This window comes from Pseudoxanthomonas fibrivorans (genome assembly GCF_041464125.1).
Lineage (GTDB): Bacteria > Pseudomonadota > Gammaproteobacteria > Xanthomonadales > Xanthomonadaceae > Pseudoxanthomonas.
In genome coordinates this window covers 1,342,564-1,362,958 of sequence record NZ_JBGNUG010000001.1, presented here as the reverse complement: position 1 = coordinate 1,362,958, position 20,395 = coordinate 1,342,564, and the positions used below count along the sequence as shown (strand labels likewise).

At 70.1% G+C, this 20,395-nt stretch carries 19 protein-coding genes, 2 tRNA genes and 1 pseudogene; 13 read left to right on the top strand and 9 right to left on the bottom strand.

All coding sequences use genetic code 11. The annotated features are described in order from the left end of the window. Nucleotides 1-153: 153 nt before the first annotated feature. Entirely contained in the window at nt 154-1,632 is a 1,479-nt protein-coding gene (locus ACA089_RS06410) for an MFS transporter (RefSeq protein WP_372014677.1), read from the top strand. Beyond that, nucleotides 1,629-3,272: an alpha-amylase family glycosyl hydrolase gene (locus ACA089_RS06405; RefSeq protein WP_372014674.1), complete on the top strand. Its 1,644-nt coding sequence runs from the start codon at nt 1,629-1,631 to the stop codon at nt 3,270-3,272. The genes ACA089_RS06410 and ACA089_RS06405 overlap by 4 nt, the downstream gene beginning before the upstream one ends. On the opposite strand, the pseudogene ACA089_RS06400 reads toward ACA089_RS06405, so the two are convergent. Next, a pseudogene (locus tag ACA089_RS06400) lies at nt 3,256-4,347 on the bottom strand (LacI family DNA-binding transcriptional regulator); the annotation flags it as partial. The gene ACA089_RS06405 and the pseudogene ACA089_RS06400 overlap by 17 nt on opposite strands. Before the next feature lie 354 nt (nt 4,348-4,701). Here ACA089_RS06400 and thrS point away from each other — a divergent pair. From thrS to ACA089_RS06350, 10 genes are all read left to right on the top strand, one after another. Further along, nucleotides 4,702-6,606 carry a threonine--tRNA ligase gene (gene thrS / locus ACA089_RS06395; protein WP_372014671.1) on the top strand — a complete coding sequence of 635 codons (1,905 nt, stop codon included), beginning with the start codon at nt 4,702-4,704 and terminating at the stop codon, nt 6,604-6,606. Between the two features lie 5 nt (nt 6,607-6,611). Further along, complete coding sequence (gene infC / locus ACA089_RS06390) at nt 6,612-7,190, top strand: translation initiation factor IF-3 (RefSeq protein ID WP_372014668.1); 579 nt, start codon at nt 6,612-6,614, stop codon at nt 7,188-7,190. 468 nt (nt 7,191-7,658) lie between these two features. Further along, nucleotides 7,659-7,856, top strand: a complete 198-nt coding sequence (rpmI, locus tag ACA089_RS06385; RefSeq protein WP_024868243.1) for a 50S ribosomal protein L35 — start codon at nt 7,659-7,661, stop codon at nt 7,854-7,856. A gap of 13 nt (nt 7,857-7,869) precedes the next feature. Further along, entirely contained in the window at nt 7,870-8,229 is a 360-nt protein-coding gene (gene rplT, locus ACA089_RS06380) for a 50S ribosomal protein L20 (protein ID WP_372014665.1), read from the top strand. Nucleotides 8,230-8,338: 109 nt separating this feature from the next. Beyond that, a complete protein-coding gene (gene pheS, locus ACA089_RS06375) occupies nt 8,339-9,334 on the top strand; it encodes a phenylalanine--tRNA ligase subunit alpha (protein ID WP_372014662.1) in 996 nt (331 codons plus the stop codon). A 75-nt stretch (nt 9,335-9,409) separates the two neighbouring features. Continuing rightward, the gene (gene pheT / locus ACA089_RS06370) at nt 9,410-11,839 is read left to right on the top strand and encodes a phenylalanine--tRNA ligase subunit beta (protein ID WP_372014659.1); all 2,430 of its coding nucleotides are present in this window, start codon (nt 9,410-9,412) and stop codon (nt 11,837-11,839) included. 17 nt (nt 11,840-11,856) lie between these two features. Next, nucleotides 11,857-12,162, top strand: coding sequence for an integration host factor subunit alpha (locus ACA089_RS06365; protein WP_372014657.1), 306 nt, complete (start codon nt 11,857-11,859; stop codon nt 12,160-12,162). Then, complete coding sequence (locus ACA089_RS06360) at nt 12,155-12,511, top strand: MerR family transcriptional regulator (protein WP_372014656.1); 357 nt, start codon at nt 12,155-12,157, stop codon at nt 12,509-12,511. The genes ACA089_RS06365 and ACA089_RS06360 overlap by 8 nt, the downstream gene beginning before the upstream one ends. 87 nt (nt 12,512-12,598) lie before the next feature. Further along, a tRNA-Pro gene (locus ACA089_RS06355) sits at nt 12,599-12,675 on the top strand. A 160-nt stretch (nt 12,676-12,835) separates the two neighbouring features. Then, nucleotides 12,836-13,939, top strand: a complete 1,104-nt coding sequence (locus ACA089_RS06350) for a TraB/GumN family protein (protein ID WP_372014653.1) — start codon at nt 12,836-12,838, stop codon at nt 13,937-13,939. A 66-nt stretch (nt 13,940-14,005) separates the two neighbouring features. On the opposite strand, the gene dxs is transcribed toward ACA089_RS06350, so the two are convergent. The 6 genes from dxs to ACA089_RS06320 all read right to left on the bottom strand — a co-directional run bounded on the left by dxs (nt 14,006) and on the right by ACA089_RS06320 (nt 18,328). Then, nucleotides 14,006-15,937 carry a 1-deoxy-D-xylulose-5-phosphate synthase gene (gene dxs, locus ACA089_RS06345; RefSeq protein WP_372014650.1) on the bottom strand — a complete coding sequence of 644 codons (1,932 nt, stop codon included), beginning with the start codon at nt 15,935-15,937 and terminating at the stop codon, nt 14,006-14,008. 82 nt (nt 15,938-16,019) lie between these two features. Further along, nucleotides 16,020-16,667 carry an HNH endonuclease gene (locus tag ACA089_RS06340; RefSeq protein WP_372014648.1) on the bottom strand — a complete coding sequence of 216 codons (648 nt, stop codon included), beginning with the start codon at nt 16,665-16,667 and terminating at the stop codon, nt 16,020-16,022. Nucleotides 16,668-16,715: 48 nt separating this feature from the next. Further along, nucleotides 16,716-17,189, bottom strand: a complete 474-nt coding sequence (locus tag ACA089_RS06335) for a hypothetical protein (RefSeq protein ID WP_372014645.1) — start codon at nt 17,187-17,189, stop codon at nt 16,716-16,718. Nucleotides 17,190-17,237: 48 nt separating this feature from the next. Beyond that, a complete protein-coding gene (locus tag ACA089_RS06330) occupies nt 17,238-17,777 on the bottom strand; it encodes a lipocalin family protein (RefSeq protein ID WP_372014642.1) in 540 nt (179 codons plus the stop codon). Nucleotides 17,778-17,848: 71 nt separating this feature from the next. Then, nucleotides 17,849-18,058 carry a hypothetical protein gene (locus tag ACA089_RS06325; RefSeq protein ID WP_372014639.1) on the bottom strand — a complete coding sequence of 70 codons (210 nt, stop codon included), beginning with the start codon at nt 18,056-18,058 and terminating at the stop codon, nt 17,849-17,851. A gap of 194 nt (nt 18,059-18,252) precedes the next feature. Beyond that, nucleotides 18,253-18,328 (bottom strand) — tRNA-Phe (locus ACA089_RS06320). A 140-nt stretch (nt 18,329-18,468) separates the two neighbouring features. Between ACA089_RS06320 and ACA089_RS06315 the strand changes: the two genes are divergently transcribed. Beyond that, nucleotides 18,469-18,948, top strand: coding sequence for a DUF6491 family protein (locus ACA089_RS06315; RefSeq protein ID WP_372014637.1), 480 nt, complete (start codon nt 18,469-18,471; stop codon nt 18,946-18,948). A gap of 63 nt (nt 18,949-19,011) precedes the next feature. Here the strand turns inward: ACA089_RS06315 and ACA089_RS06310 are convergent, their stop codons facing one another. Both ACA089_RS06310 and mutY read right to left on the bottom strand, forming a co-directional pair. After that, a complete protein-coding gene (locus tag ACA089_RS06310; protein ID WP_372014634.1) occupies nt 19,012-19,284 on the bottom strand; it encodes an oxidative damage protection protein in 273 nt (90 codons plus the stop codon). Nucleotides 19,285-19,305: 21 nt separating this feature from the next. After that, complete coding sequence (gene mutY / locus ACA089_RS06305) at nt 19,306-20,370, bottom strand: A/G-specific adenine glycosylase (RefSeq protein ID WP_372014632.1); 1,065 nt, start codon at nt 20,368-20,370, stop codon at nt 19,306-19,308. Nucleotides 20,371-20,395: the final 25 nt, after the last annotated feature.

Genomic DNA, 20,395 nt, shown 5'->3' with positions numbered 1-20,395 from the left:
CAGACCACGCGGCAGGGCCACCCTTGAGGGCATGAATACGTATGCACCGGCTGGGCGCTGTCGGCGCCGGGCCTCTACCATGGCCGCGTCGTTGCGCGATCCCGCGTGCGGCATGACATCGCATCCGTGATTCCCGGAGGGGGGAAGCGCTTGATGGAAAGCAGACCGCGCCTGTCGTTCTGGCAGATCTGGAACATGTGCTTCGGCTTCATGGGCATCCAGTTCGGTTTCGCCCTGCAGAACGCCAATGTCAGCCGCATCTTCCAGACCCTGGGCGCGGACATGGAGCAGGTGCCGGGGCTGTGGATCGCCGCGCCGTTGACCGGGCTGCTGGTGCAGCCGGTGGTGGGCTATTTCTCCGACCGCACCTGGACCCGGCTCGGCCGCCGGCGTCCCTACTTCCTCGCCGGCGCGATCCTGGCCACGCTGGCGCTGTTCGTCATGCCCAACTCGCCCACGCTGTGGATCGCGGCCGGCACGCTGTGGATCCTCGACGCCTCGATCAACGTGTCGATGGAGCCGTTCCGCGCGTTCGTCGGCGACCAGCTGCCGCCCTCGCAGCGGGCCAGCGGCTATGCGATGCAGAGCTTCTTCATCGGCATCGGCGCGATCGTGGCCAGCCTGCTGCCGTGGCTGCTGGCCAAGGCGGGGGTGGCCAACACCGCGGGCCCGGGCGAGGTGCCCGACACGGTGCGCTACGCTTTCTATGCCGGTGGCGTGGTGCTGTTCGGCGCGATCGCCTGGACGGTGTTGCGCACCCGCGAATACCCGCCGGAGGTGCTGGCCTCGTTCGACAGGCTGGCGGAGGCGCACGCACCCGCCGGCCCCCGGGCGCCGGTGGCCGCGGCGACCGCCTGGCTGGTGGCCGGCCTGGCGCTGGCCGCGCTGATCGCGGCCCGGGGCTGGGACCGGATGCTGTACGTGCTGGCCGGCATGCTTGCCGCCTACGGCCTGCTGCTGTTCGCGTCGCGCGTGCTTGCGCCCGGCGGGATGGTGCCCTCGATCGTCGGCGACCTGCGCGCGATGCCGCGGACCATGCGCCGGCTGGCGGTCGTGCAGTTCTTCTCCTGGTTCGCCCTGTTCGCGATGTGGATCTACACCACCGCGGCGGTGGCCGGCACCCACTACGGCAGCAGCGATCCGACCTCGGCCGCCTACAACGAAGGGGCCAACTGGGTCGGCGTGCTGTTCGCCGCCTACAACGGCTTCGCGGCCCTGGCCGCGATTGCGATTCCATGGATGGTGCGCGCGCTGGGCCTGCGCATGACCCACCTGGTCAACCTGTGGCTGGGGGCGGCGGGACTGCTGTCGTTCCTGCTGGTGCGCGACCCGCAGTGGCTGCTGCTGTCGATGGTCGGCGTCGGTTTCGCTTGGGCCTCGATCCTGTCGCTGCCCTACGCGATGCTGTCCGACAGCCTGCCGTCCACCAAGATGGGCGTGTACATGGGCATCTTCAACTTCTTCATCGTCATCCCGCAGCTGGTCGCGGCCAGCCTGCTCGGCTTCCTGCTGAAGTCGCTGTTCGGCGGCCAGCCGCTGTGGGCGCTGGTGCTGGGCGGGGCGAGCCTGCTGCTGGCCGGACTGTGCGTCCTCGCCGTTCCCCGCATCCAGGGCCAGGAGGCCAGGGCATGATCCGCTCCATCGCGCTCGCACTCGGCTTCGCGGCTGCCGGCTCCGCCGTCGCGGGGGAGGAGTACTACGGCACCCTGGAGCCGTTCGCGAAGGAGTCGGTCTACTTCGTGATGACCGACCGCTTCGTCAACGGCGATCCGTCCAACGACCATCGCGACCAGGGTGGCGCGCACGCGACCTTCGACCTGCCGCTGTCCCCGTGCGACGGCGAGGTCGGCAACATCGGCTACCTGGGCGGCGACTTCCGCGGCCTGCTCGACAACGCCGGCTACATCCACGACCTGGGATTCACCGCGGTCTGGCTCACGCCCATCGTCGACAACCCCGACCAGGCCTTCACCGGCGGCGACGAGGTCACCTGCGACGGCTTCCTCACCGACCGCGGCAAGACCGGCTTCCACGGCTACTGGGGCGTGAACTTCCACCGGCTCGACGAACACCTGCCCAGCGCCGGCCTGGACTTCGCCGGGTTGACCGCCGGCCTGCGCGCGCAGGGCCTGAAGACCGTGCTGGACATCGTCGGCAACCACGGCTCGCCGGCCTGGACCATGCCGGTGGCGCAGCCGCAGTTCGGCCAGCTGTTCGATGCCGGCGGCACGCTGGTCGCCGACCACCAGAACCTGCCCCCGGACAGGCTCGACCCGGCGCACAACCCGCTGCACGCGTTCTACAACACCAGGCCCGACCTGGCCCAGCTGTCGGACCTCGACGCCGGCAATCCGGCGGTGATGGACTACCTGGTCGGCGCCTACCTGCACTGGATCGGGCAGGGCGTGGACGCGCTGCGCATCGACACCATCCGCCACCAGCCGCTGTCGTTCTGGAAGGCGTTCGCCGACCGCATCCGCGCCGAGCATCCGGGCATGTACATGTTCGGCGAGGCCTTCGACTACGACGCGGCCAAGATCGCGCCGTTCACCCTGCCGCAGAACGGCGGCATCAGCGTGCTCGACTTCCCGATGAAGCAGGCGATGGACGAGGTGTTCGGGCGCAAGGGCGCCGGCTTCGAGCGCATGCTGCCGTCGCTGCACCTGCAGGGTGGGCCGTACGCGAACGTCTACGAGCTGGCGACCTTCTACGACAACCACGACATGCGCCGGCTCGACGCCGACGACAGCGGTTTCATCGATGCGCACAACTGGCTGTTCACCGTGCGCGGCATCCCGGTGGTCTATTACGGCTCGGAAACCGGGTTCATGCGCGGCCAGGCCGAACATGGCGGCAACCGTGCCTATTTCGGCCAGGAGCGCATCGATGCGGCGCCGGACAGCGCGATCCACCGGAACTTGAAGCGGATCGCGACGCTGCGCCGCGGGTCGCCGGCACTGCAGCAGGGCCTGCAGCTGAACGTGGAGCTCGCCGGTGACCGCGCCGTGTTCTACCGGGTGTACCAGCACGGCGGCACGACGCAGGCCGCGCTGGTGGTGCTCAACAAGGGCGACCGGGCGCAGCAGGTCACCGTGTCCCGTTACCTGCAGCCCGGCCGGTGGCGCGACGGCTTCAGCGGGGCGGCGGTGGAGGCCGGGCGCGCGCTGCGCGTCGATGTGCCGGCGCACGGGGTTCGCGTGCTCCTCCACGACGGGCCGCTGACCCGGAACGACCTGCGTGAGGCGCTGGCGGAGCGGATGCCCGCCGGGTGAGCCGGTCCGCCACCCGGCGGCCGGTCGGTGCGGCGGGGGCGCGTCAGGCGCGAGCGGTCGAACCGCGCAGGACCAGTTTCACCGGCAGGGTGCGGCTTTCGACCGCTTCGCCCTGGATCAGCCGGATCAGGCTGTCCACCAGCACGTCGCCGGCCTGCTTGGTGTCCTGCTGCACGGTCGACAGGCCCGGTTGCACGAAGCTGGCCATGGCGATGTCGTCGAATCCGGCCAGGGCCACGTCCTCGGGCACGCGCAGCCCATGCTCGCGCAGGGCGTTCATCGCGCCCAGCGCGATCAGGTCGCTGGCCGCGAACAGCGCGTCGAACCGGGCACCGCGGGCCAGCAGCGCGCGGGCCGCTTCGTGGCCCGACTGTTCGGTGGTGATCGCATCGACCTGCAAGGCCGGGTCCGGTCGCAGGCCGGCGTCGGCCAGCGCCGCCGCGTAGCCGCGATAGCGCTCGAAGAACTCCGGGTAGTGGTCCGAGGCATGCCCGAGGAAGGCGATCCGCCGCCGGCCGCCCGCCAGCAGGTGCGCGGTGATGTCGTGGCCCCCCTGGAAGTTGTCGCAGCCGATCGAGACCCCGGGCTCGCCCGGCAGCGCCGCGCCCCAGCGGACGAAATGGGTGCCCTGGCCGACCAGGCGCTGCAGCTTGGACTCCGCTTCCAGGTAGTCGCCGTAGCCGAGCAGGATCAGCCCGTCGGCCTTGTGGCTGTCCTCGAAATCGGCATGCCAGTTGGTCGACAGCTGCTGGAACGACACCAGCAGGTCGTAGCCGCGCAGGGCGCAGGCGCGGGTGATCGAGCCCAGCATCGAGTGGAAGAACGGGTTGATCAGCGAGTCGTCCGGGGTCGGGTCTTCGAAGAACAGCAGGGCCAGGGTGCCGGACTGCTGGCAGCGCAGGTTGGAGGCGTTCTTGTCGACCTTGTAGTTCAGCTCGCGGGCGATGGCGAGGATGCGTTCCCGGGTCTCCGGGTTCACCGACGGGCTGCCGCGCAGCGCCCGCGACACCGTCGGCTGGGAGACCCCGGCGAGGTGGGCGATGTCGAGCGAGGTCGCCTTGCCCTTGATGGTCATGCCGGGCCCCCTCCGGGCCGGATGCGTGGTGCAGGCCGGCATCATGCCACGCGCCGCGGGCCCGGAATTGGCCGTCCGCCGGGCCGCTGGGCTAGAATTCCCATGACGCCGCCGGCACGGTGCCGGCGTCCACACCGCAAGGGTGGCCCGCGGCAACGCCGGCCGAGCGTGCGACATGAGCACTACCACCGCCCACCGCTGAACGCCGCCGAGGCCCGCGAACACGCCGGCGCCCTCGCGGGCGTTTTTTTATGCCCGCGTGTGTCCACTCCCGCCGACCCGGCCATCCGGGGCCGGACCATCCAATGCAGAGGCGCCGGCCGCGGCCGGCGACCCGAATCCGAAGACGCTCCCATGATCACGATCACGCTTCCCGACGGCAGCCGCCGCGAATTCGATGCCCCCGTCTCCGTCATGCAGGTCGCCCAGTCGATCGGCGCGGGCCTGGCCAAGGCCACCATCGCCGGCCAGGTCGACGGCCGCCTGGTCGACGCCAGCGACCTCATCGACCACGACGCCACCCTGCGCATCGTCACCGCCAAGGACGAGGAGGGCGTGGAGATCATCCGCCATTCCTGCGCCCACCTGGTCGGCCACGCGGTCAAGCAGCTGTACCCGGACGCCAAGATGGTGATCGGCCCGGTGATCGCCGAGGGCTTCTACTACGACATCTACAGCGAGCGGCCGTTCACGCCCGACGACATGGCCGCGATCGAGGCGCGCATGCGCGAGCTGATCGCGCAGGACTACGACGTGGTCAAGAAGGTGACGCCGCGTGCCGAGGTGGTTGAGGTGTTCAGGGCCCGCGGCGAGGAGTACAAGCTGCGCCTGATCGAGGACATGGCCGACGACATCCAGGCGATGGGCCTGTACTACCACCAGGAATACGTGGACATGTGCCGCGGCCCGCACGTGCCCAACACGCGCTTCCTCAAGGCGTTCAAGCTGACCCGCATCTCCGGCGCGTACTGGCGCGGCGACGCCAAGAACGAGCAGCTGCAGCGCATCTACGGCACCGCCTGGGCCGACGAGAAGCAGCTCAAGGCCTACATCCAGCGGATCGAGGAAGCCGAGAAGCGCGACCACCGCCGGATCGGCAGGCAGCAGAACCTGTTCCACCTGCAGGAGGAAGCGCCGGGCCTGGTGTTCTGGCATCCCAAGGGCTGGTCGGTGTGGCAGGTGGTGGAGCAGTACATGCGCCGCGTGTACCGCCAGACCGGCTACGGCGAGGTGCGCTGCCCGCAGATCCTGGACGTGTCGCTGTGGCAGAAATCCGGCCACTGGGACAACTACAAGGACAACATGTTCTTCACCGAGTCGGAGAAGCGCACCTACGCGGTCAAGCCGATGAACTGCCCGGGCCACGTCCAGGTGTTCAACCAGGGGCTGCACAGCTACCGCGACCTGCCGATCCGCTACGGCGAGTTCGGTTCCTGCCACCGCAACGAGCCGTCCGGCGCGCTGCACGGCATCCTGCGCGTGCGCGGCTTCACCCAGGACGACGGCCACATCTTCTGCACCGAGGACCAGGTCGAGGGCGAGGTCCGCGCCTTCCACGAGCAGGCGTTGAAGGTCTACGCCGACTTCGGCTTTGAAGAGATCCAGATCAAGATCGCCCTGCGTCCCGAGTCGCGCCTGGGCGACGACGCCACCTGGGACAAGGCCGAAGACGCCCTGCGCTCGGCCCTGCGGGCCTCGGGGGTTGAATGGAAGGAGCTGCCGGGCGAGGGGGCTTTCTACGGCCCCAAGATCGAGTACCACCTGAAGGACGCCATCGGCCGGACCTGGCAGCTGGGCACGATGCAGGTCGATTTCATGATGCCGGGCCGGCTGGGCGCCGAGTACGTGGACGAAAACAGCCAGCGCCGGCACCCGGTGATGCTGCACCGAGCCATCGTCGGCTCCATGGAGCGCTTCATCGGCATCCTGATCGAGCACCACGCCGGGTCCTTCCCGGCCTGGCTGGCCCCGGTCCAGGCGGTTGTGGCCAATATCACCGACGCCCAGGCTGAATACGTGGCCGAGGTGCAGAAAACCCTTGCGAATCAAGGGTTCCGGGTCGAGGCTGATTTGCGGAACGAGAAGATCGGCTTTAAGATCCGCGAGCACACGCTGCAGCGGGTGCCGTACCTGCTGGTGGTCGGAGACCGCGAGAAGGAGAACGGCGCCGTGGCGGTGCGTACGCGTTCCGGGGAAGATTTGGGCACAATGTCGGTGTCCGCGTTCGCCGAGACGCTGCGTTCGCAAGAGTTGGCGTAAACCCAATGGGAGTGGCCGGCCGCCGCCGGCCCTCCGACCAGTCCACCCCTGGAGACCGGAACATCAGTACCCCAGAGAAGCAAAACCGGAAGAACGGCGAGATCCGCGTCCCGCGCGTGCGCGTGATCGGCTCCGACGGCGAGATGATCGGCGTGCTGTCGCGCGATGAAGCGCTGCGCATGGCCGAAGACGAAGAACTCGACCTGGTCGAGATCCAGCCCAACGCCGATCCGCCGGTGTGCAAGATCATGGACTTCGGCAAGTTCAAGTTCGAACTGCAGAAGAAGGCCAACGAGGCCAAGAAGAAGACCAAGCAGGTCGAGATCAAGGAGCTCAAGTTCCGTCCGGTCACGGACGAGGGCGACTACCAGATCAAGCTGCGCAACATGCGCCGCTTCCTGGAGGAGGGCGACAAGGTCAAGGTCAACATCCGCTTCCGCGGCCGCGAGATGAGCCACCAGGAACTGGGCCGGCAGATGGCCGCCCGGATCGAGGCCGACCTGGGCGATGACATCGTCATCGAGTCGCGCCCACGCCTGGAAGGCCGGCAGATGGTCATGATGATCGCGCCGAAGAAGAAGTAACCGCGCCGGTGCCATGGCAGCGGAAGAAGGGGCGCCGAGGGCGCCCCTTCCCGTTTCGGAGTGGCCTGCAAGGCGTCCAGGAGCCGGCACGCGCCACGATGCGCGTTCCCCGGCTGCGCAGGCCCGGACGGTGCGTGGCCCTGGTCCGCGCAGCAGCCGGAGCGCGGTCAGGGTGTCGAGGCCTGTGCTTCCGCATCCGGGTACCCGGCTGGTGCCTTTCTTGGCGTTCCGGTGCGCCCTGCGCCGAGGGGCCCCTTGCGGAACCTCCTGATTTGCAAAGAAATCCGGCGGCCGGCATAATGCGCGGCTCCGGTTCGCCGGAGAGGGTTGGCAACGACCCTAGGACCCGTCGTGTTCCCCTTGGGAATCAACGACTTACCGACCGGTGTGGGCATGGATGGAAAGCGTGGTCAGTGCCCCGGCACGCCACCGCCCGCGCCAGTGACAGTTCCCATCAAGGACACAGCAATGCCCAAGATCAAGACCAACCGGGCGGCGGCCAAGCGATTCCGCAAGACCGCCTCCGGCAAGTTCAAGGCCGGCCACGCCAACCGTAGCCACATCCTCACCAAGAAAGCGACCAAGCGGAAGCGCAACCTGCGGCAGACGAACCACGTCCGCGCCGAGGATGCCGGCCGCCTGACCCGCATGCTGCCGTATCTCTGAGGAGGACTGACCAATGGCACGAGTCAAGCGTGGCGTCCAGGCGCGCCGCCGCCACAAGAAGATCCTCGACCTCGCCAAGGGCTACTACAACGCCCGCCGCAAGGTTTTCCGCGTCGCCAAGCAGGCGGTCATCAAGGCGCAGCAGTACGCCTACATCGGCCGCAAGCAGAAGAAGCGCAACTTCCGCTCGCTGTGGATCACCCGCATCAACGCGGCTGCCCGCAGCAACGGCCTGAGCTACAGCCGGTTCATGAACGGCCTGCTCAAGGCCGGCATCACCCTGGACCGCAAGGTGCTGGCGGATATCGCCGTGCACGACGCGGCCGGGTTTACGGCGCTGGCCGAGAAGGCGAAGAGCGCCCTGGCGGCCTGAGCCGCCTCTCCACCGTAAAAGTGGCACTGGACGGCTCGCCGTCCGACACGTGGGGAAGGGCGCGAGTCCTTCCCCATTTGTTTTTCCGAAGCCGGACACCGGAAACTCCATGAGCGAAATCGAATCCCTGGCCGCCAGCGCGCTGGCCGACATCGCCGCGGCGCAGTCGCCCGACGCGCTCGAAGCGCTGCGCGTGGGCCTGCTCGGCAAGCAGGGCAGCATCACCTCCCAGCTCAAGCAGCTCGGCGCGCTTCCGCCTGAGCAGCGCAAGTCCGCGGGCGAGGCGATCAACCGCGCCCGCGACGAGGTCGGCGAGGCCCTGGCCGCGCGCAAGGCGGTGCTCGAGGACGCCGCGCTCGACGCGCGCCTGTCCGGCGAGGCGATCGACGTGACCCTCCCTGGACGCGACGCGGCGCGCGGCGGCATCCATCCGGTTTCGCGCACGCTCGAGCGCATCGCCGAGATCTTCGGCAGGCTCGGCTACGAGCTGGCGGACGGACCCGAGATCGAGGACGACTGGCACAACTTCGAGGCGCTGAACTTCCCGCCGCACCATCCGGCGCGCGCGATGCACGACACGTTCTACTTCGGTGACGGCCGCCTGCTGCGCACGCACACCTCCGGCGTGCAGGTGCGCTACATGGGCGAGCATGCCCCGCCGTTGCGGATGATCGCCGCCGGCAAGGTCTACCGCAGCGACAGCGACCAGACCCACTCGCCCATGTTCCACCAGGTCGAAGGCCTGCTGGTGGACGAGCACGCCACGTTCGCCGACCTGAAGGGCACGCTGGCCGAGTTCGTGCGCGCGTTCTTCGAGCGCGACTTCCAGATGCGCTTCCGCCCCAGCTACTTCCCGTTCGTGGAACCGGGCGCGGAGGTCGACATCGCCTGGCAGCAGCCGGACGGCAGCGTGCGCTGGCTGGAGGTGCTCGGCTGCGGCATGGTCCATCCGAACGTGCTGCGCAACTGCGGCATCGACCCGGAACGCTACACCGGCTTCGCCTTCGGCCTGGGCGTGGAGCGCTTCGCCATGCTGCGCTACGGCGTCAACGACCTGCGCGCGTTCTTCGAGAACGACGTGCGCTTCCTCCGCCAGTTCGCGTAGGGCAGGCACGGAGCCGGCGCTCCATACCCGATATTCACCGCGGGCCGAGGGCCCGCGCACTGGACCACGATCACGATGAAATTCTCCGAGAACTGGCTGCGCAGCCACGTGCCGACCTCCGCCAGCCGCGACGGGCTGGCAGCGACGCTGACCGCGATCGGCCTGGAAGTCGAGGACGTGACCGCGCTGGGCGACGGCCTGGCCGGGGTCGTCGTCGCCCGCATCGTCGAGGCGGCGAAGCATCCGGAAGCCGACCGCCTGCAGGTCTGCCAGGTCGATGCCGGCAACGGGTCGCTGCTGCAGATCGTCTGCGGTGCGCCGAACGCGCGGCCGGGCCTGGTCGCGCCGCTGGCGATGGTCGGTTCCAGCGTGGGCGGGATCGCGATCAAGGCGGCGAAGCTGCGTGGCGTGGAATCCAACGGCATGCTCTGCTCGGCCAGGGAGCTCGGGCTGGACGCCGACGCTTCGGGCCTGCTGGAACTCCCGGCAGACGCGCCGGTCGGCGCGCAGCTGGCCGAGTACCTGGGGCTGCCCGACGCCAGCATCGAGATCAAGCTGACGCCCAACCGCGCCGATTGCTTCAGCGTGCGTGGCATCGCCTACGACGTCGCCGCCGCGCTGGCGGGCCAGGTCGTCCCGCTGGACGTCGCGCCCGTGCCGGCGCAGGGCACCGCGGAGATGGAGATCGTGCTCGAGGCCGGCGAACGGGTGCCGCGCTTCGCCGGACGGGTGATCGAGGGCGTGGACGCGGCGGCGCCCACCCCGGTATGGATGGCCGAACGCCTGCGCCGCGCGGGGGTGCGCCCGATCAGTTTCCTGGTCGACGTCACCCAGTACGTGATGCTGGAACTGGGCCAGCCGATGCACGCCTTCGACCGCGACGCCCTGGAGGGGCCCGTGGTCGTGCGTCCCGCGCGTGCCGATGAAACCGTCAGGCTGCTCGACGGCCGCGAGGCCAGGCTGGACGGCGAGTTCCTGGTGGTGGCCGACAGCCGCGGCGGCCGTGCCGCGCGCGCCGTCGCGCTGGGCGGGATCATGGGTGGCGAAGACACCAAGGTCACCGGCGCCACCCGCGCGGTGTTCCTGGAGGCGGCGCACTGGATCCCCTCGGCGATCATCGGCCGCAGTCGCCGGCTCGGGCTGCATACCGATGCCGGCCATCGCTTCGAGCGCGGCGTGGACCCGGAACTGCCGCGCGTGGCGGTCGAGTACGCGACCCGGCTGATCCTGGATGTCGCCGGCGGCGTCCCCGGTCCGCTGACCGAGGTCTCCCTGGCCGGGCACCTGCGGTCCCCGGCCACGATCGGCCTGCGCCGCGCGCGCGTGGCGCGCGTGCTGGGCATCGAGATCGCCGATGCGGAGGTCGAGCGCATCCTGCGCGCGCTGGGCATGCAGGTGGCCGCAAGCGCCGATGGCTGGCAGGTGACCCCGCCCGGTCGCCGCTTCGACATCGCCATCGAGGAGGACTTGATCGAGGAACTGGCGCGCATCCACGGCTACGACCGGGTGCCGACCACCGTTCCCGGCGGCCCCGCGCGCATCGCCGCCCCGAGCGAAACCCGCCTGGCCGACGCCGACATCCGCCGCCAGATGGTCGCCCGCGACTACCTGGAGGCGATCAGCTTCGCATTCGTCGAGGCTGCGCTCCTGCGGACGTGGAACAGCGAGGCCGGCACGGTCGCGCTGGCCAATCCGCTCAGCACCGAACTGGCGGTGATGCGCCCGCACCTGCTGCCGGGCCTGGTCGATGCGCTGGCGCGCAATGTCTCGCGGCAGGCCGGGCGCGTACGCCTGTTCGAGCTGGGCCGGACCTTTGCCGCCGCCGATCCGTCGCAGCGCGCCCCCGGTGGCCCGGATCCGGCGCCGCTGGAGACCCGCCGCGTCGCGGCCGTGGCCTGCGGCGACGCGCGGGCCGAACAGTGGGGCGGGGCGGCCCGCCGGATCGACTTCCATGACATCAAGGGCGATCTCGAGTCGCTGGCCGGCGCGGCGGGGGCGACCCTGGAATTCCGGCCCTCGAACCAGCCCTTCGGCCACCCCGGCCGCAGCGCGGACGTGTACCGGACCGACCGCGAGGGCGGCCCGGAGCGGATCGGCTGGCTCGGCCAGCTGCATCCGCGACTGCAGAAGGCGCTGGGCCTGGACGTGGAGGTCGTGGGTTTCGAGCTCGACCTCGCGCCGCTGCAGGCCAGGGCGTTGCCCCGGGCGGAAGCACTGTCGCGCTACCCCGCGGTGCGGCGCGACCTCGCCTTCGTGGTCGGCGTGGACGTGGCCTGGGCCGCACTGGCCGACAGTGCCCGGGCCGCTGCAGGACCGGTCGTGCGCGACCTGGTGCTGTTCGACCGCTACCAGGGCCCGGGCGTGGAATCCGGATGCAAGAGTCTGGCTATGGGCTTGATTTTGCAGGACAACACGCGCACTCTCACTGACCAGGACGCGGATGCGGTCGTGGAGCGCGTCGTCGCCGAGCTGGGCCGCGCGCACGGCGCCCGGATCCGCGGCTGACACAGGGGAAAGACCGGATGGCATTGACCAAGGCGGAGATGGCCGAGCGTCTGTTCGACGAAGTCGGCCTCAACAAGCGCGAGGCGAAGGAATTCGTCGAGGCGTTCTTCGACGTGCTGCGCGAGGCGTTGCAGGGTGGCCGCCAGGTGAAGCTGTCGGGGTTCGGCAACTTCGACCTGCGCCGCAAGAACCAGCGGCCGGGGCGCAATCCGAAGACCGGCGAGGAGATCCCGATCTCCGCGCGGACCGTGGTCACCTTCCGCCCCGGCCAGAAACTGAAGGAGCGCGTGGAAGCCTACGCGGGGGCCGAGCGGAATGCTTGATCCCGGCAGCAACCGCGAACTCCCGCCGATCCCGGCCAAGCGCTACTTCACCATCGGCGAGGTCAGCGAGCTGTGCGACGTCAAGCCGCACGTGCTGCGCTACTGGGAAACCGAATTCCCGAGCCTGAGCCCGGTCAAGCGCCGCGGCAACCGCCGCTACTACCAGCGCCACGACGTGCTGATGGTGCGCCAGATCCGCGGCCTGCTGTACGAACAGGGCTACACGATCGGCGGCGCGCGGCTGCGCCTGGAAGGCGAGGGCGGCAGGCAGGAATCGGCACTGAGCAGCCAGATCGTGCGCCAGGTGCGCATGGAACTGGAGGAAGTGCTGCAGCTGCTGAGGCGCTGATCTCCGCGGTCCCGGGCTGCAACGGTCTCGCCGCGGCACGTTCCGAACCGGTATAATCGCCGGCCCGCCCATGGCGGAAAGCTACTCCGGGGTATAGCGCAGCCTGGTAGCGCACCAGTCTGGGGGACTGGTGGTCGTCGGTTCGAATCCGGCTACCCCGACCAATACGTGTTGCGAACAGGCCCGCCTCGCGCGGGCCTTTTCGTGTCCGGAGCGGTCGCGGCAAACCGCTCCTGAACGCAGGCGGCCCCGCTGGCGCGGCCCTCTGCCCTGCTGCAGCCGCGGTGCGTATGCTCGGCCGTCGATCACTACACGGATGCGGACATGGCGGCACGGATGGCGGCTCTGGCACTGATCGTCTCGCTGGGCGTCGCGCCGCCTGCGGCCGCGCAGGTGGCGGCATCGGATGCGGCACCGGTGGTGGACATGGAAGCGGTGGTGGTCACCGGCGTGCAGCCCGGTCCGGGCATGTGGCGCGCGACCCGCGGCGGCCACACGCTCTACGTTCTGGGCACCCAGTCGCCGCTGCCCCGCGGAATGGAGTGGGATGCCGCGGAGACCCGGGGCGTGCTGTCCCAGGCCGGTGCGGTGCTGGGCTCGCCCGGGGTGACCATCGATGCCGACGTCGGTTTCTTCCGCGGCCTGACCCTGGCGCCCTCCGCGTTCAAGGCGATGAAGAATCCCGACGGGCACACGCTGGACCAGGTGTTGCCGCCGGAGCTGTACGCGCGCTGGAGCGTGCTCAAGCAGCGCTATCTGGGCCGCGACCGCGGGGTCGAGAAGAAGCGCCCTTTGATCGCCGTCTACGAGTTGTACCGGGCGGCGCTGGAAGACAACGGCCTGCGCGAAGGCGGGGTGGTGGGACCGGTCGTCGACAAGGCGCTGAAGCAGCGCGGGCTGGAGCGGACGCCGACGATGCTCACGCTGAAGATCGATGATCCCCGCCAGGCCATCGCCGACTTCCGCAACGAACAGCTCAAGCCGGAGGACCTCGCCTGCTTCAGCGGCACGCTGGACATCATCGAACGCGACCTGCCGCAGATCGTGGCGCGCGCCAATGCCTGGGCGGTCGGCGACCTCGAGGCCCTGCGCAGCATGCCGAACGGGCGCGACCAGGTGTTGGCCTGCCTTTCGGCCTGGACCCAGACCGACACCGCCCGCAAGCGCGGACTGGTCGACATCGAGCCGCGGGTGCGCGAGGCGTGGCTGGAAGCCGTCGACAGGGCCGTGGATGCGCACGCCGTGTCGTTCGCGACGGTCTCGATCGACCAGTTGCTGCGCGCGGACGGCTACCTGGCCGATCTGCAGCGGCGTGGTTACCGCATCCACGCGCCGGACGAGGACCCGGAGGACGAAGCGCTGGAAGCCAGCGAGCCATCCGGGGCGGTGACGCCGGGCCCGGCCGTCAGGGCCCCTGGGCCGGACTGAGCCGCCTTCGCTTCACGGCATCGATGCGCGCGCGTGCGGGCCCGCAGCCGCGGGCCCGTGTCGCGCTCAGGCGCCCGCGGCGCGCGGCAGCCCGCCGTCCAGCTTCGCCAGGTGCGGCCAGTGCGCCAGCGTCGCCGCACCGATTCCCGCCGCGTCGATGCCGGCCTCGGCCAGCAGGTCCTCGCGGCTGGCATGGTGCTGGAAGGCGTCGGGCAGGCCCAGCTGCAGCACCGGCAGGACCACTCCTTCCGCATTGAGCAGCTCGGACACGGCCGAGCCCGCGCCGCCCGCGACCACGTTGTCCTCGATCGTGACGAAGCCTTCGTGGGTCTTCGCCAGCTCCAGCACCAGCGCGCGATCGAGCGGCTTGACGAAGCGCATGTTGACCACGGTCAGGCCAAGCTCCGCTCCGGCCTGTTCGGCCGCGGGCACGGTCGCGCCGAAGGCGAGCAGGGCGATGCGCGCGCCGCTGCGCCGCAGCTGCGCCTTGCCGACCGGCAAGGTGTCCAGGCCCGGGTCGATGGCCACGCCGGGGCCGGTCCCACGCGGGTAGCGCACGGCGGCGGGGCCTGCATGGTGGAAGCCGGTGCTCAGCATCTGCCGGCACTCGTTCTCGTCGGCCGGGGCCATCACCACCATGTGCGGTACGCAGCGCAGGTAGCTCAGGTCGAGGTTGCCCGCATGGGTCGCGCCATCGGGACCGACCACGCCGCCGCGGTCGATCGCGAACAGCACGTCCAGCTTCTGCGTGGCGACGTCATGGACCAGCTGGTCGTAACCGCGCTGGAGGAAGGTGGAATAGATCGCCACCACCGGCTTGGCGCCCTGGGTGGCCATGCCGGCGGCCAGGGTCACCGCATGCTGCTCGGCGATGGCGACGTCGAAATACCGCTCGGGGTACTCCTTGCTGAAACGCACCAGGCCCGAGCCTTCGCGCATCGCCGGAGTGATGCCCAGCAGGCGCGGTTGCGCGGCGGCCATGTCGCACAGCCAGTCGCCGAACACGTCGGTGTACGTGGGTTTCTTCGCGCCGGCCTTGGCGACCAGGCCCTTGGCCGGGTCGAAGGGGCCGACGGCGTGGTAGCCGATCTGGTCGCCCTCGGCCAGCTCGTAGCCCTTGCCCTTGGTGGTGATCACGTGCAGCAGCTGCGGGCCCTTGAGCGTCTTCAGGGTCTTCAGCGCGCCGAGCAGGGCAGGCAGGTCGTGGCCATCGATCGGGCCGGTGTAGTGGAAGCCCATCTCCTCGAACAGCGTGGACGGCACGAACATGCCTTTCCAGTGCTCCTCCCAGCGCCGCACGAAACGGGCCGGCGGCTTGTTCTTGTCGCCCAGCAGCTTCTTGCCGCCTTCCCGCAGCCGGTTGAGGGTGGCGCTGCCGGTCATGCGGCCGAGCATCTTGGTCAGGCCGCCGACCGCCTCGGAGATCGACATCCGGTTGTCGTTGAGGATGACCAGCAGGTCCGGCTCGTCGTCCATGCCGCCGGCATGGTTCAGCGCCTCGTAGGCCATGCCCGCGGTCATGGCCCCGTCGCCGATGACGGCCACCACCTTGGGCGTGGTGCCCGCGTCCGGACCGGCCTGGCGCTGCAGCGCGATCGCCATGCCCAGGGCGGCCGAGATCGAGGTCGATGAATGGCCGACGCCGAACGTGTCGTACTCGCTTTCTTCCCGCTTCGGGAACGGCGCCACGCCGTCCTTCTGCTTGACGGTATGGATGCGGTCGCGGCGGCCGGTGAGGATCTTGTGCGGGTAGGTCTGGTGGCCTACGTCCCAGACCAGCTGGTCGACCGGGGTTTCGTAGAGCCAGTGCAGGGCGACGGTCAGTTCGACCACGCCCAGCCCGGCGCCGAAATGCCCGCCGCTGCGGCCGACCGATTCGATGAGGTAGGTGCGCAGCTCCTCGGCGATCGCCGGCAGTTCGGCCTCGTCGAAGCGACGCAGGTCGGCGGGCGTGTCGATGCGCGACAGGCGCGGGTAGCGGGCGGGATCGATGCTCATCGGGGGTGGCGCGGTACGGGCGGCCATTTTCCTCCCCGCGGGCGTGACGGGGCAAGCAAGGCCATTCAGCGCCGGGGGCGTTTCAGGCGACGAGCTTGGAGCGCCTGGGCAGCTGCGCCCGCAGGAACGCCATCTGGTCGGCCAGGATGTTGCGGTTGGACAGGATCAGGTGCTCGATCCAGCTGGGCCGGTAGGGCACCGCCAGCAGCGGCATGTGCGCCTGCTGCGGGGTGCGGTTGCCCTTGCGGGAATTGCAGTGGAAGCAGGCGCTGACCACGTTCTCCCAGACATCCCGCCCGCCCTTGGACAGCGGCAGCACGTGGTCGCGGGTCAGGTGCGGCCGGGCGAACTGCTGGCCGCAATAGAGGCACAGGTGCGCGTCCCGGGCGAACAGGGCGGTGTTGGACAGGGTGGGGGTCGGGTCCAGCGCCCGTGCGTGCGCGTGGCCACGGGTGGCCACGATGGGGTGCAGCTCGATCAGGCTGCGTGCGCCGGTCATCCGGCAGATGCCGCCGCGGACGCGCAGGCAGGGCTCGCCCAAGGTCCAGGCAACGGCATCGCGCGCGTACAGGCAGGTTGCGTCCTGCCAGCCGATCCAGTCCATGGCCCGGCCATGGGCGTCCAGCGACAGGACCCTCACCGCCGGCGCGTGTGCCCGCGGGGGTGGGGCGGCAACCGGGGCCTGCGCTCCGGTGCAGACCAGACCTAGCGTTGCTGTGTCCGTCTCCATCGGGAAAACAGCTTATACCCGAATGTTGACGGAATGTGTATGCGCGACTCAGCGCAGGACGCCGTCGAGCCCCGGGGCCGGATTGAGCGAGCTGCGATCGTCCACCTCGAACTCGCGCGGCTTGCCTTCCTCCGGGGTGGCGGTCACCACGCCCTCGAGCCTGTAGGCGAGGGAACGCCGGCCGGCCAGGGCGTCGGCCACGGCGATGCGGGCCATGCCTTCGGGCTTCATCGTCACGCGCACCACGTCGGCGGAGGTCGGTCCGATCGAGATCGCCGGCGTGGCCTGCAGCGTGCCGGCGGAGTGCTCGTCGGCGCTCACCTGCAGCCGCACGGAGTCGAAACGCATCGAAACACTGCTGAAGTTGTGCAGGCGCAGGTCCACCGCCCAGTCGCCGTTGGCCTGCACGGTCAGCTGCTGGATCGCCGCCGACGGTGGCGAAACCCGGCGTGCATTGCTGCCGCAGGAAACGAGCAGGACGGCCGCGAACACGGCCAGCGTCAGCTTCAGGATCGACTTCATGCGGGCTCCGGCGTTGCGAATGCCCGGATAGTACGCCGCCAGTGGCGTTCAGCGCAGGGGCGCGGCGACGACCAGCGGCGCCAGGTCGTAACCCATCGCCTCGGCCCGGGCCTTGAGCCGCGCGAACAGCGCGGCGTCCATCGAGGGTTCGCGCGAGAGGATCCACAGGTATTCGCGGTCGGGGTCGCCGACGACCGCCCACTGGTAGTCCGGATCCACCGCCACGACCCAGTAGTCCGCCCAGACCAGCGGCACCCAGGACAGCCAACCCGGGACGAAGCGCACCTGCAGCCGCCCCGGGTGCCCCTCGACGGTGCGGGCCACGCCTTCGGCTTCGACCTGGCTGCCGTCGTGGGTGCGGCAGGCATTGCGCACGGCGATGGTGCCGTCGGCGCGCAGGGCATAGGTCGCGGTGATGTCGCCGGCGCACTGGCGCTGGAACGATACCGGCAGGTGCGCGATCTCGTACCAGTGCCCGGCGTAGCGGGTCAGCTCCAGGTCCGGCACCGAAGCCACCGGGGTGGCGACCGCAGGCGCGACGCAGCCCAGCGCGAGGCAGATCAGCAGCAGCGTCGGATAGGGGCGCATGGATGCCTCCTGGCACGGCGGCCCGATCCTAGCATCGCGCCGCACGTCCCGCCGCGGCCTCGCCGCGAAGCCTAGCCCGCGGTATCGGCGCTGGGCGGGTGGCTGGAGCGGCGCACCTCGACCCGCGCCGGCCATCCATCGCGCAATGCGCTGGCATCGGCCAGGGTGAGGGCCAGCGCCAGTGCGGGGGCCACGGAGGGGTACCAGGCGAGCGGGCGGCCGCCATCGAGCAGGGTGCAACCACGCAGGTCCTTGCGGACGACGAGCAGCCGTTGCTCCATGGCGTTCCCCGGATCCGGCCCGACGGCCGGACAGGGGGGCAGTGTGCACGTCCGGGCGGTCGCGAAAAGTCGGCGAGATGCCCGGCGCAGCGTAGGAAATATCCGAGAGGAGCCGGCGTCCGGCAAACATCCGGGCAAAAAACACCGGACAAAACAAAAGGGCCTTTCGGCCCCTTCGGCTTCCCGCTTGAACATGGTGGCCGGGGAGGGAATCGAACCCCCGACACGGGGATTTTCAATCCCCTGCTCTACCAACTGAGCTACCCGGCCATGCGCGGCAGCACCGCGGCGAGGGGCCGAATCATACCGGGGCGTTCGGGATCAGACAAGCAGGCGCGTTCGCGGCGGGTTGAGGGCCTTGCGGGGCGGGCGCATGATCGCTCCGGGATCGACCGTCGGAGGAGGAAGCCATGAACAGGATGCTTGCCGGGGCGTTGCTCGTGATGGTGGCGGGCCTCGGCGCATGCAGCAGCACCCCGCGCGCGACCGACGCGGAGCGGCTGGCGTTCTACCAGGCCCACGCCGGCGATCCGGTGCGCAGCTTCCGCATGTTCGGCCAGCTCAATGGCTGGACCTCGCTGGGCAACAGCGCGATGGTGGTGTGGACGCGCCCCAGCGAGGCATGGCTGCTGAACTTCACCGGCCCCTGCCAGGACCTGCAGTTCGCCTCGGCGATCACGATCTCGCACTTCTCCAGCACCGTCACCGCCCGTTTCGACACCGTCAGGCCGTTGGGGGCCGGGGTCGGCCAGGTCGGGCGGATCCCGTGCCGGATCGACACCATCCGGCCGATCGATACGCGGGCGCTCAACCAGAGCCGGGAAGAACTCCGCCAGGCCAACAGCGAGGCGCGCCAGGACGCTCCGCCGGCGGAGCCGCCTGCCAACTGAGCCGTCGCGGACAGGTTACGGCCGGTTGCGCGAGCCGCGCCGGCCGGGGCACATGCAGCCTGATCAGGCCGGAGGCGGCACGAACCCGGCGGGCTTCTGCGCACCGCCGCCGAACAGGAACTTCTCCATCTCGCCCTCGAGGAAGGCGCGATGCCTGGGGTCGCGCGGCGACAGCCGGTTCTCGTTGATCAGCATGGTCTGGTGCGCCAGCCAGGCGTTCCATGCGGGCTTGCCGATGCCGGCGTGGATGCGCTGGCCGAGTTCGCCCGGCCAGGGGGCGAAATCCAGGCCCTCGGCGTCGCGTTGTTCGTACTGGCAGAAGACGGTGCGGGGCATGTTCGTCAGCAGTCGGGGAGGTCAGATCGATTCGAGCAGCCGGCGGATCGGCGCGGGCAGGCCCAGGGTCGCCAGGTCCGCGCGCGCGACCCAGCGCCGGTCCCCATTGTCCTCCACCCGGTGGCGCGGGGCGACCCTGCGCAGCCGCCGCGGCTGGAGGTGCAGCCGGTAATGGCTGAAGGTGTGGACGACGGGGGCGAGGTCTTCGGCCGCGTCGTAGTCGCCGCCGACCTCCGAGTCGAACCATTGCCGCATCAGGGCGTCCGTATCGGCCTGCGGCAGCGTCCACAACGATGCCCAGATGCCGGTGGGCGGGCGGCGCTGCAGGAGCAGGTCGCCGCGGGCGTTCTGGACTACCAGCGCCACCGCCTCGCGCTCGGGCAGGACCTTGCCCGGGCGCGGCGTGGGCAGGGCATCGACCAGGCCGTCGCGCAGCGCGACGCAGCCCGCCTGGACCGGGCAGTGCAGGCAGGCGGGGCGGGCGCGGGTGCACAGGGTCGCGCCGAAGTCCATCTGCGCCTGGGTGTAGTCGGCCATCCGCCCATCCGGCACGCCGGCCACGTGCGCATCGGCCAGCGTCCACAGCCGCTTTTCCACGCCCGGCGCGCCGGGCCAGCCGGGCACGCCATGCCAGCGGGCCAGCACCCGCTTCACGTTGCCGTCGAGGATCGCGAACCGCTCGCCCCAGGCCTGCGAGAGGATCGCCGCGGCGGTGCTGCGGCCGATCCCTGGCAACGCGTGCAGCGCCTCGAAATCCCGCGGAAGTCCGCCGCCATGGCGTTCCACGCACAGCTTCGCGGCGGCGTGCAGGTTGCGGGCGCGGGCGTAGTAGCCGAGGCCGGCCCAGTGCGCCATCACCTCGTCGGTGGATGCCGCGGCGAGGTCCGGCAGGGTGGGGAACCGGTCGACGAAACGCACGAAATACGGGATGGCGGTGGCGACCTGGGTCTGCTGCAGCATGATTTCCGACAGCCACACCCGGTAGGGCGTGCGCGGATGCTGCCAGGGCAGGTCGTGGCGGCCATGGCGGTCGAACCAGCCGAGCAGCCGGGCCGCGAAATCGTCGACCAGGACGGCTCGCTGCACGTCGGCGGACGGTGCCGGGCCGGGG

What these genes read in the sequence shown, in the direction of transcription:
- dxs (WP_372014650.1), bottom strand. Translation starts at nt 15,937, where the DNA reads ATGAGCATCGATCCCGCCCGCTACCCGCGCCTGTCGCGCATCGACACG.
- ACA089_RS06325 (WP_372014639.1), bottom strand. Translation starts at nt 18,058, where the DNA reads ATGGAGCAACGGCTGCTCGTCGTCCGCAAGGACCTGCGTGGTTGCACC.
- infC (WP_372014668.1), top strand. Translation starts at nt 6,612, where the DNA reads ATGGGAGTGGCCGGCCGCCGCCGGCCCTCCGACCAGTCCACCCCTGGA.
- ACA089_RS06330 (WP_372014642.1), bottom strand. Translation starts at nt 17,777, where the DNA reads ATGCGCCCCTATCCGACGCTGCTGCTGATCTGCCTCGCGCTGGGCTGC.
- ACA089_RS06410 (WP_372014677.1), top strand. Translation starts at nt 154, where the DNA reads ATGGAAAGCAGACCGCGCCTGTCGTTCTGGCAGATCTGGAACATGTGC.
- ACA089_RS06340 (WP_372014648.1), bottom strand. Translation starts at nt 16,667, where the DNA reads ATGGAGACGGACACAGCAACGCTAGGTCTGGTCTGCACCGGAGCGCAG.
- rplT (WP_372014665.1), top strand. Translation starts at nt 7,870, where the DNA reads ATGGCACGAGTCAAGCGTGGCGTCCAGGCGCGCCGCCGCCACAAGAAG.
- ACA089_RS06315 (WP_372014637.1), top strand. Translation starts at nt 18,469, where the DNA reads ATGAACAGGATGCTTGCCGGGGCGTTGCTCGTGATGGTGGCGGGCCTC.
- ACA089_RS06335 (WP_372014645.1), bottom strand. Translation starts at nt 17,189, where the DNA reads ATGAAGTCGATCCTGAAGCTGACGCTGGCCGTGTTCGCGGCCGTCCTG.
- ACA089_RS06360 (WP_372014656.1), top strand. Translation starts at nt 12,155, where the DNA reads ATGCTTGATCCCGGCAGCAACCGCGAACTCCCGCCGATCCCGGCCAAG.
- rpmI (WP_024868243.1), top strand. Translation starts at nt 7,659, where the DNA reads ATGCCCAAGATCAAGACCAACCGGGCGGCGGCCAAGCGATTCCGCAAG.
- pheT (WP_372014659.1), top strand. Translation starts at nt 9,410, where the DNA reads ATGAAATTCTCCGAGAACTGGCTGCGCAGCCACGTGCCGACCTCCGCC.
- pheS (WP_372014662.1), top strand. Translation starts at nt 8,339, where the DNA reads ATGAGCGAAATCGAATCCCTGGCCGCCAGCGCGCTGGCCGACATCGCC.
- thrS (WP_372014671.1), top strand. Translation starts at nt 4,702, where the DNA reads ATGATCACGATCACGCTTCCCGACGGCAGCCGCCGCGAATTCGATGCC.
- ACA089_RS06310 (WP_372014634.1), bottom strand. Translation starts at nt 19,284, where the DNA reads ATGCCCCGCACCGTCTTCTGCCAGTACGAACAACGCGACGCCGAGGGC.
- ACA089_RS06350 (WP_372014653.1), top strand. Translation starts at nt 12,836, where the DNA reads ATGGCGGCACGGATGGCGGCTCTGGCACTGATCGTCTCGCTGGGCGTC.
- ACA089_RS06365 (WP_372014657.1), top strand. Translation starts at nt 11,857, where the DNA reads ATGGCATTGACCAAGGCGGAGATGGCCGAGCGTCTGTTCGACGAAGTC.
- ACA089_RS06405 (WP_372014674.1), top strand. Translation starts at nt 1,629, where the DNA reads ATGATCCGCTCCATCGCGCTCGCACTCGGCTTCGCGGCTGCCGGCTCC.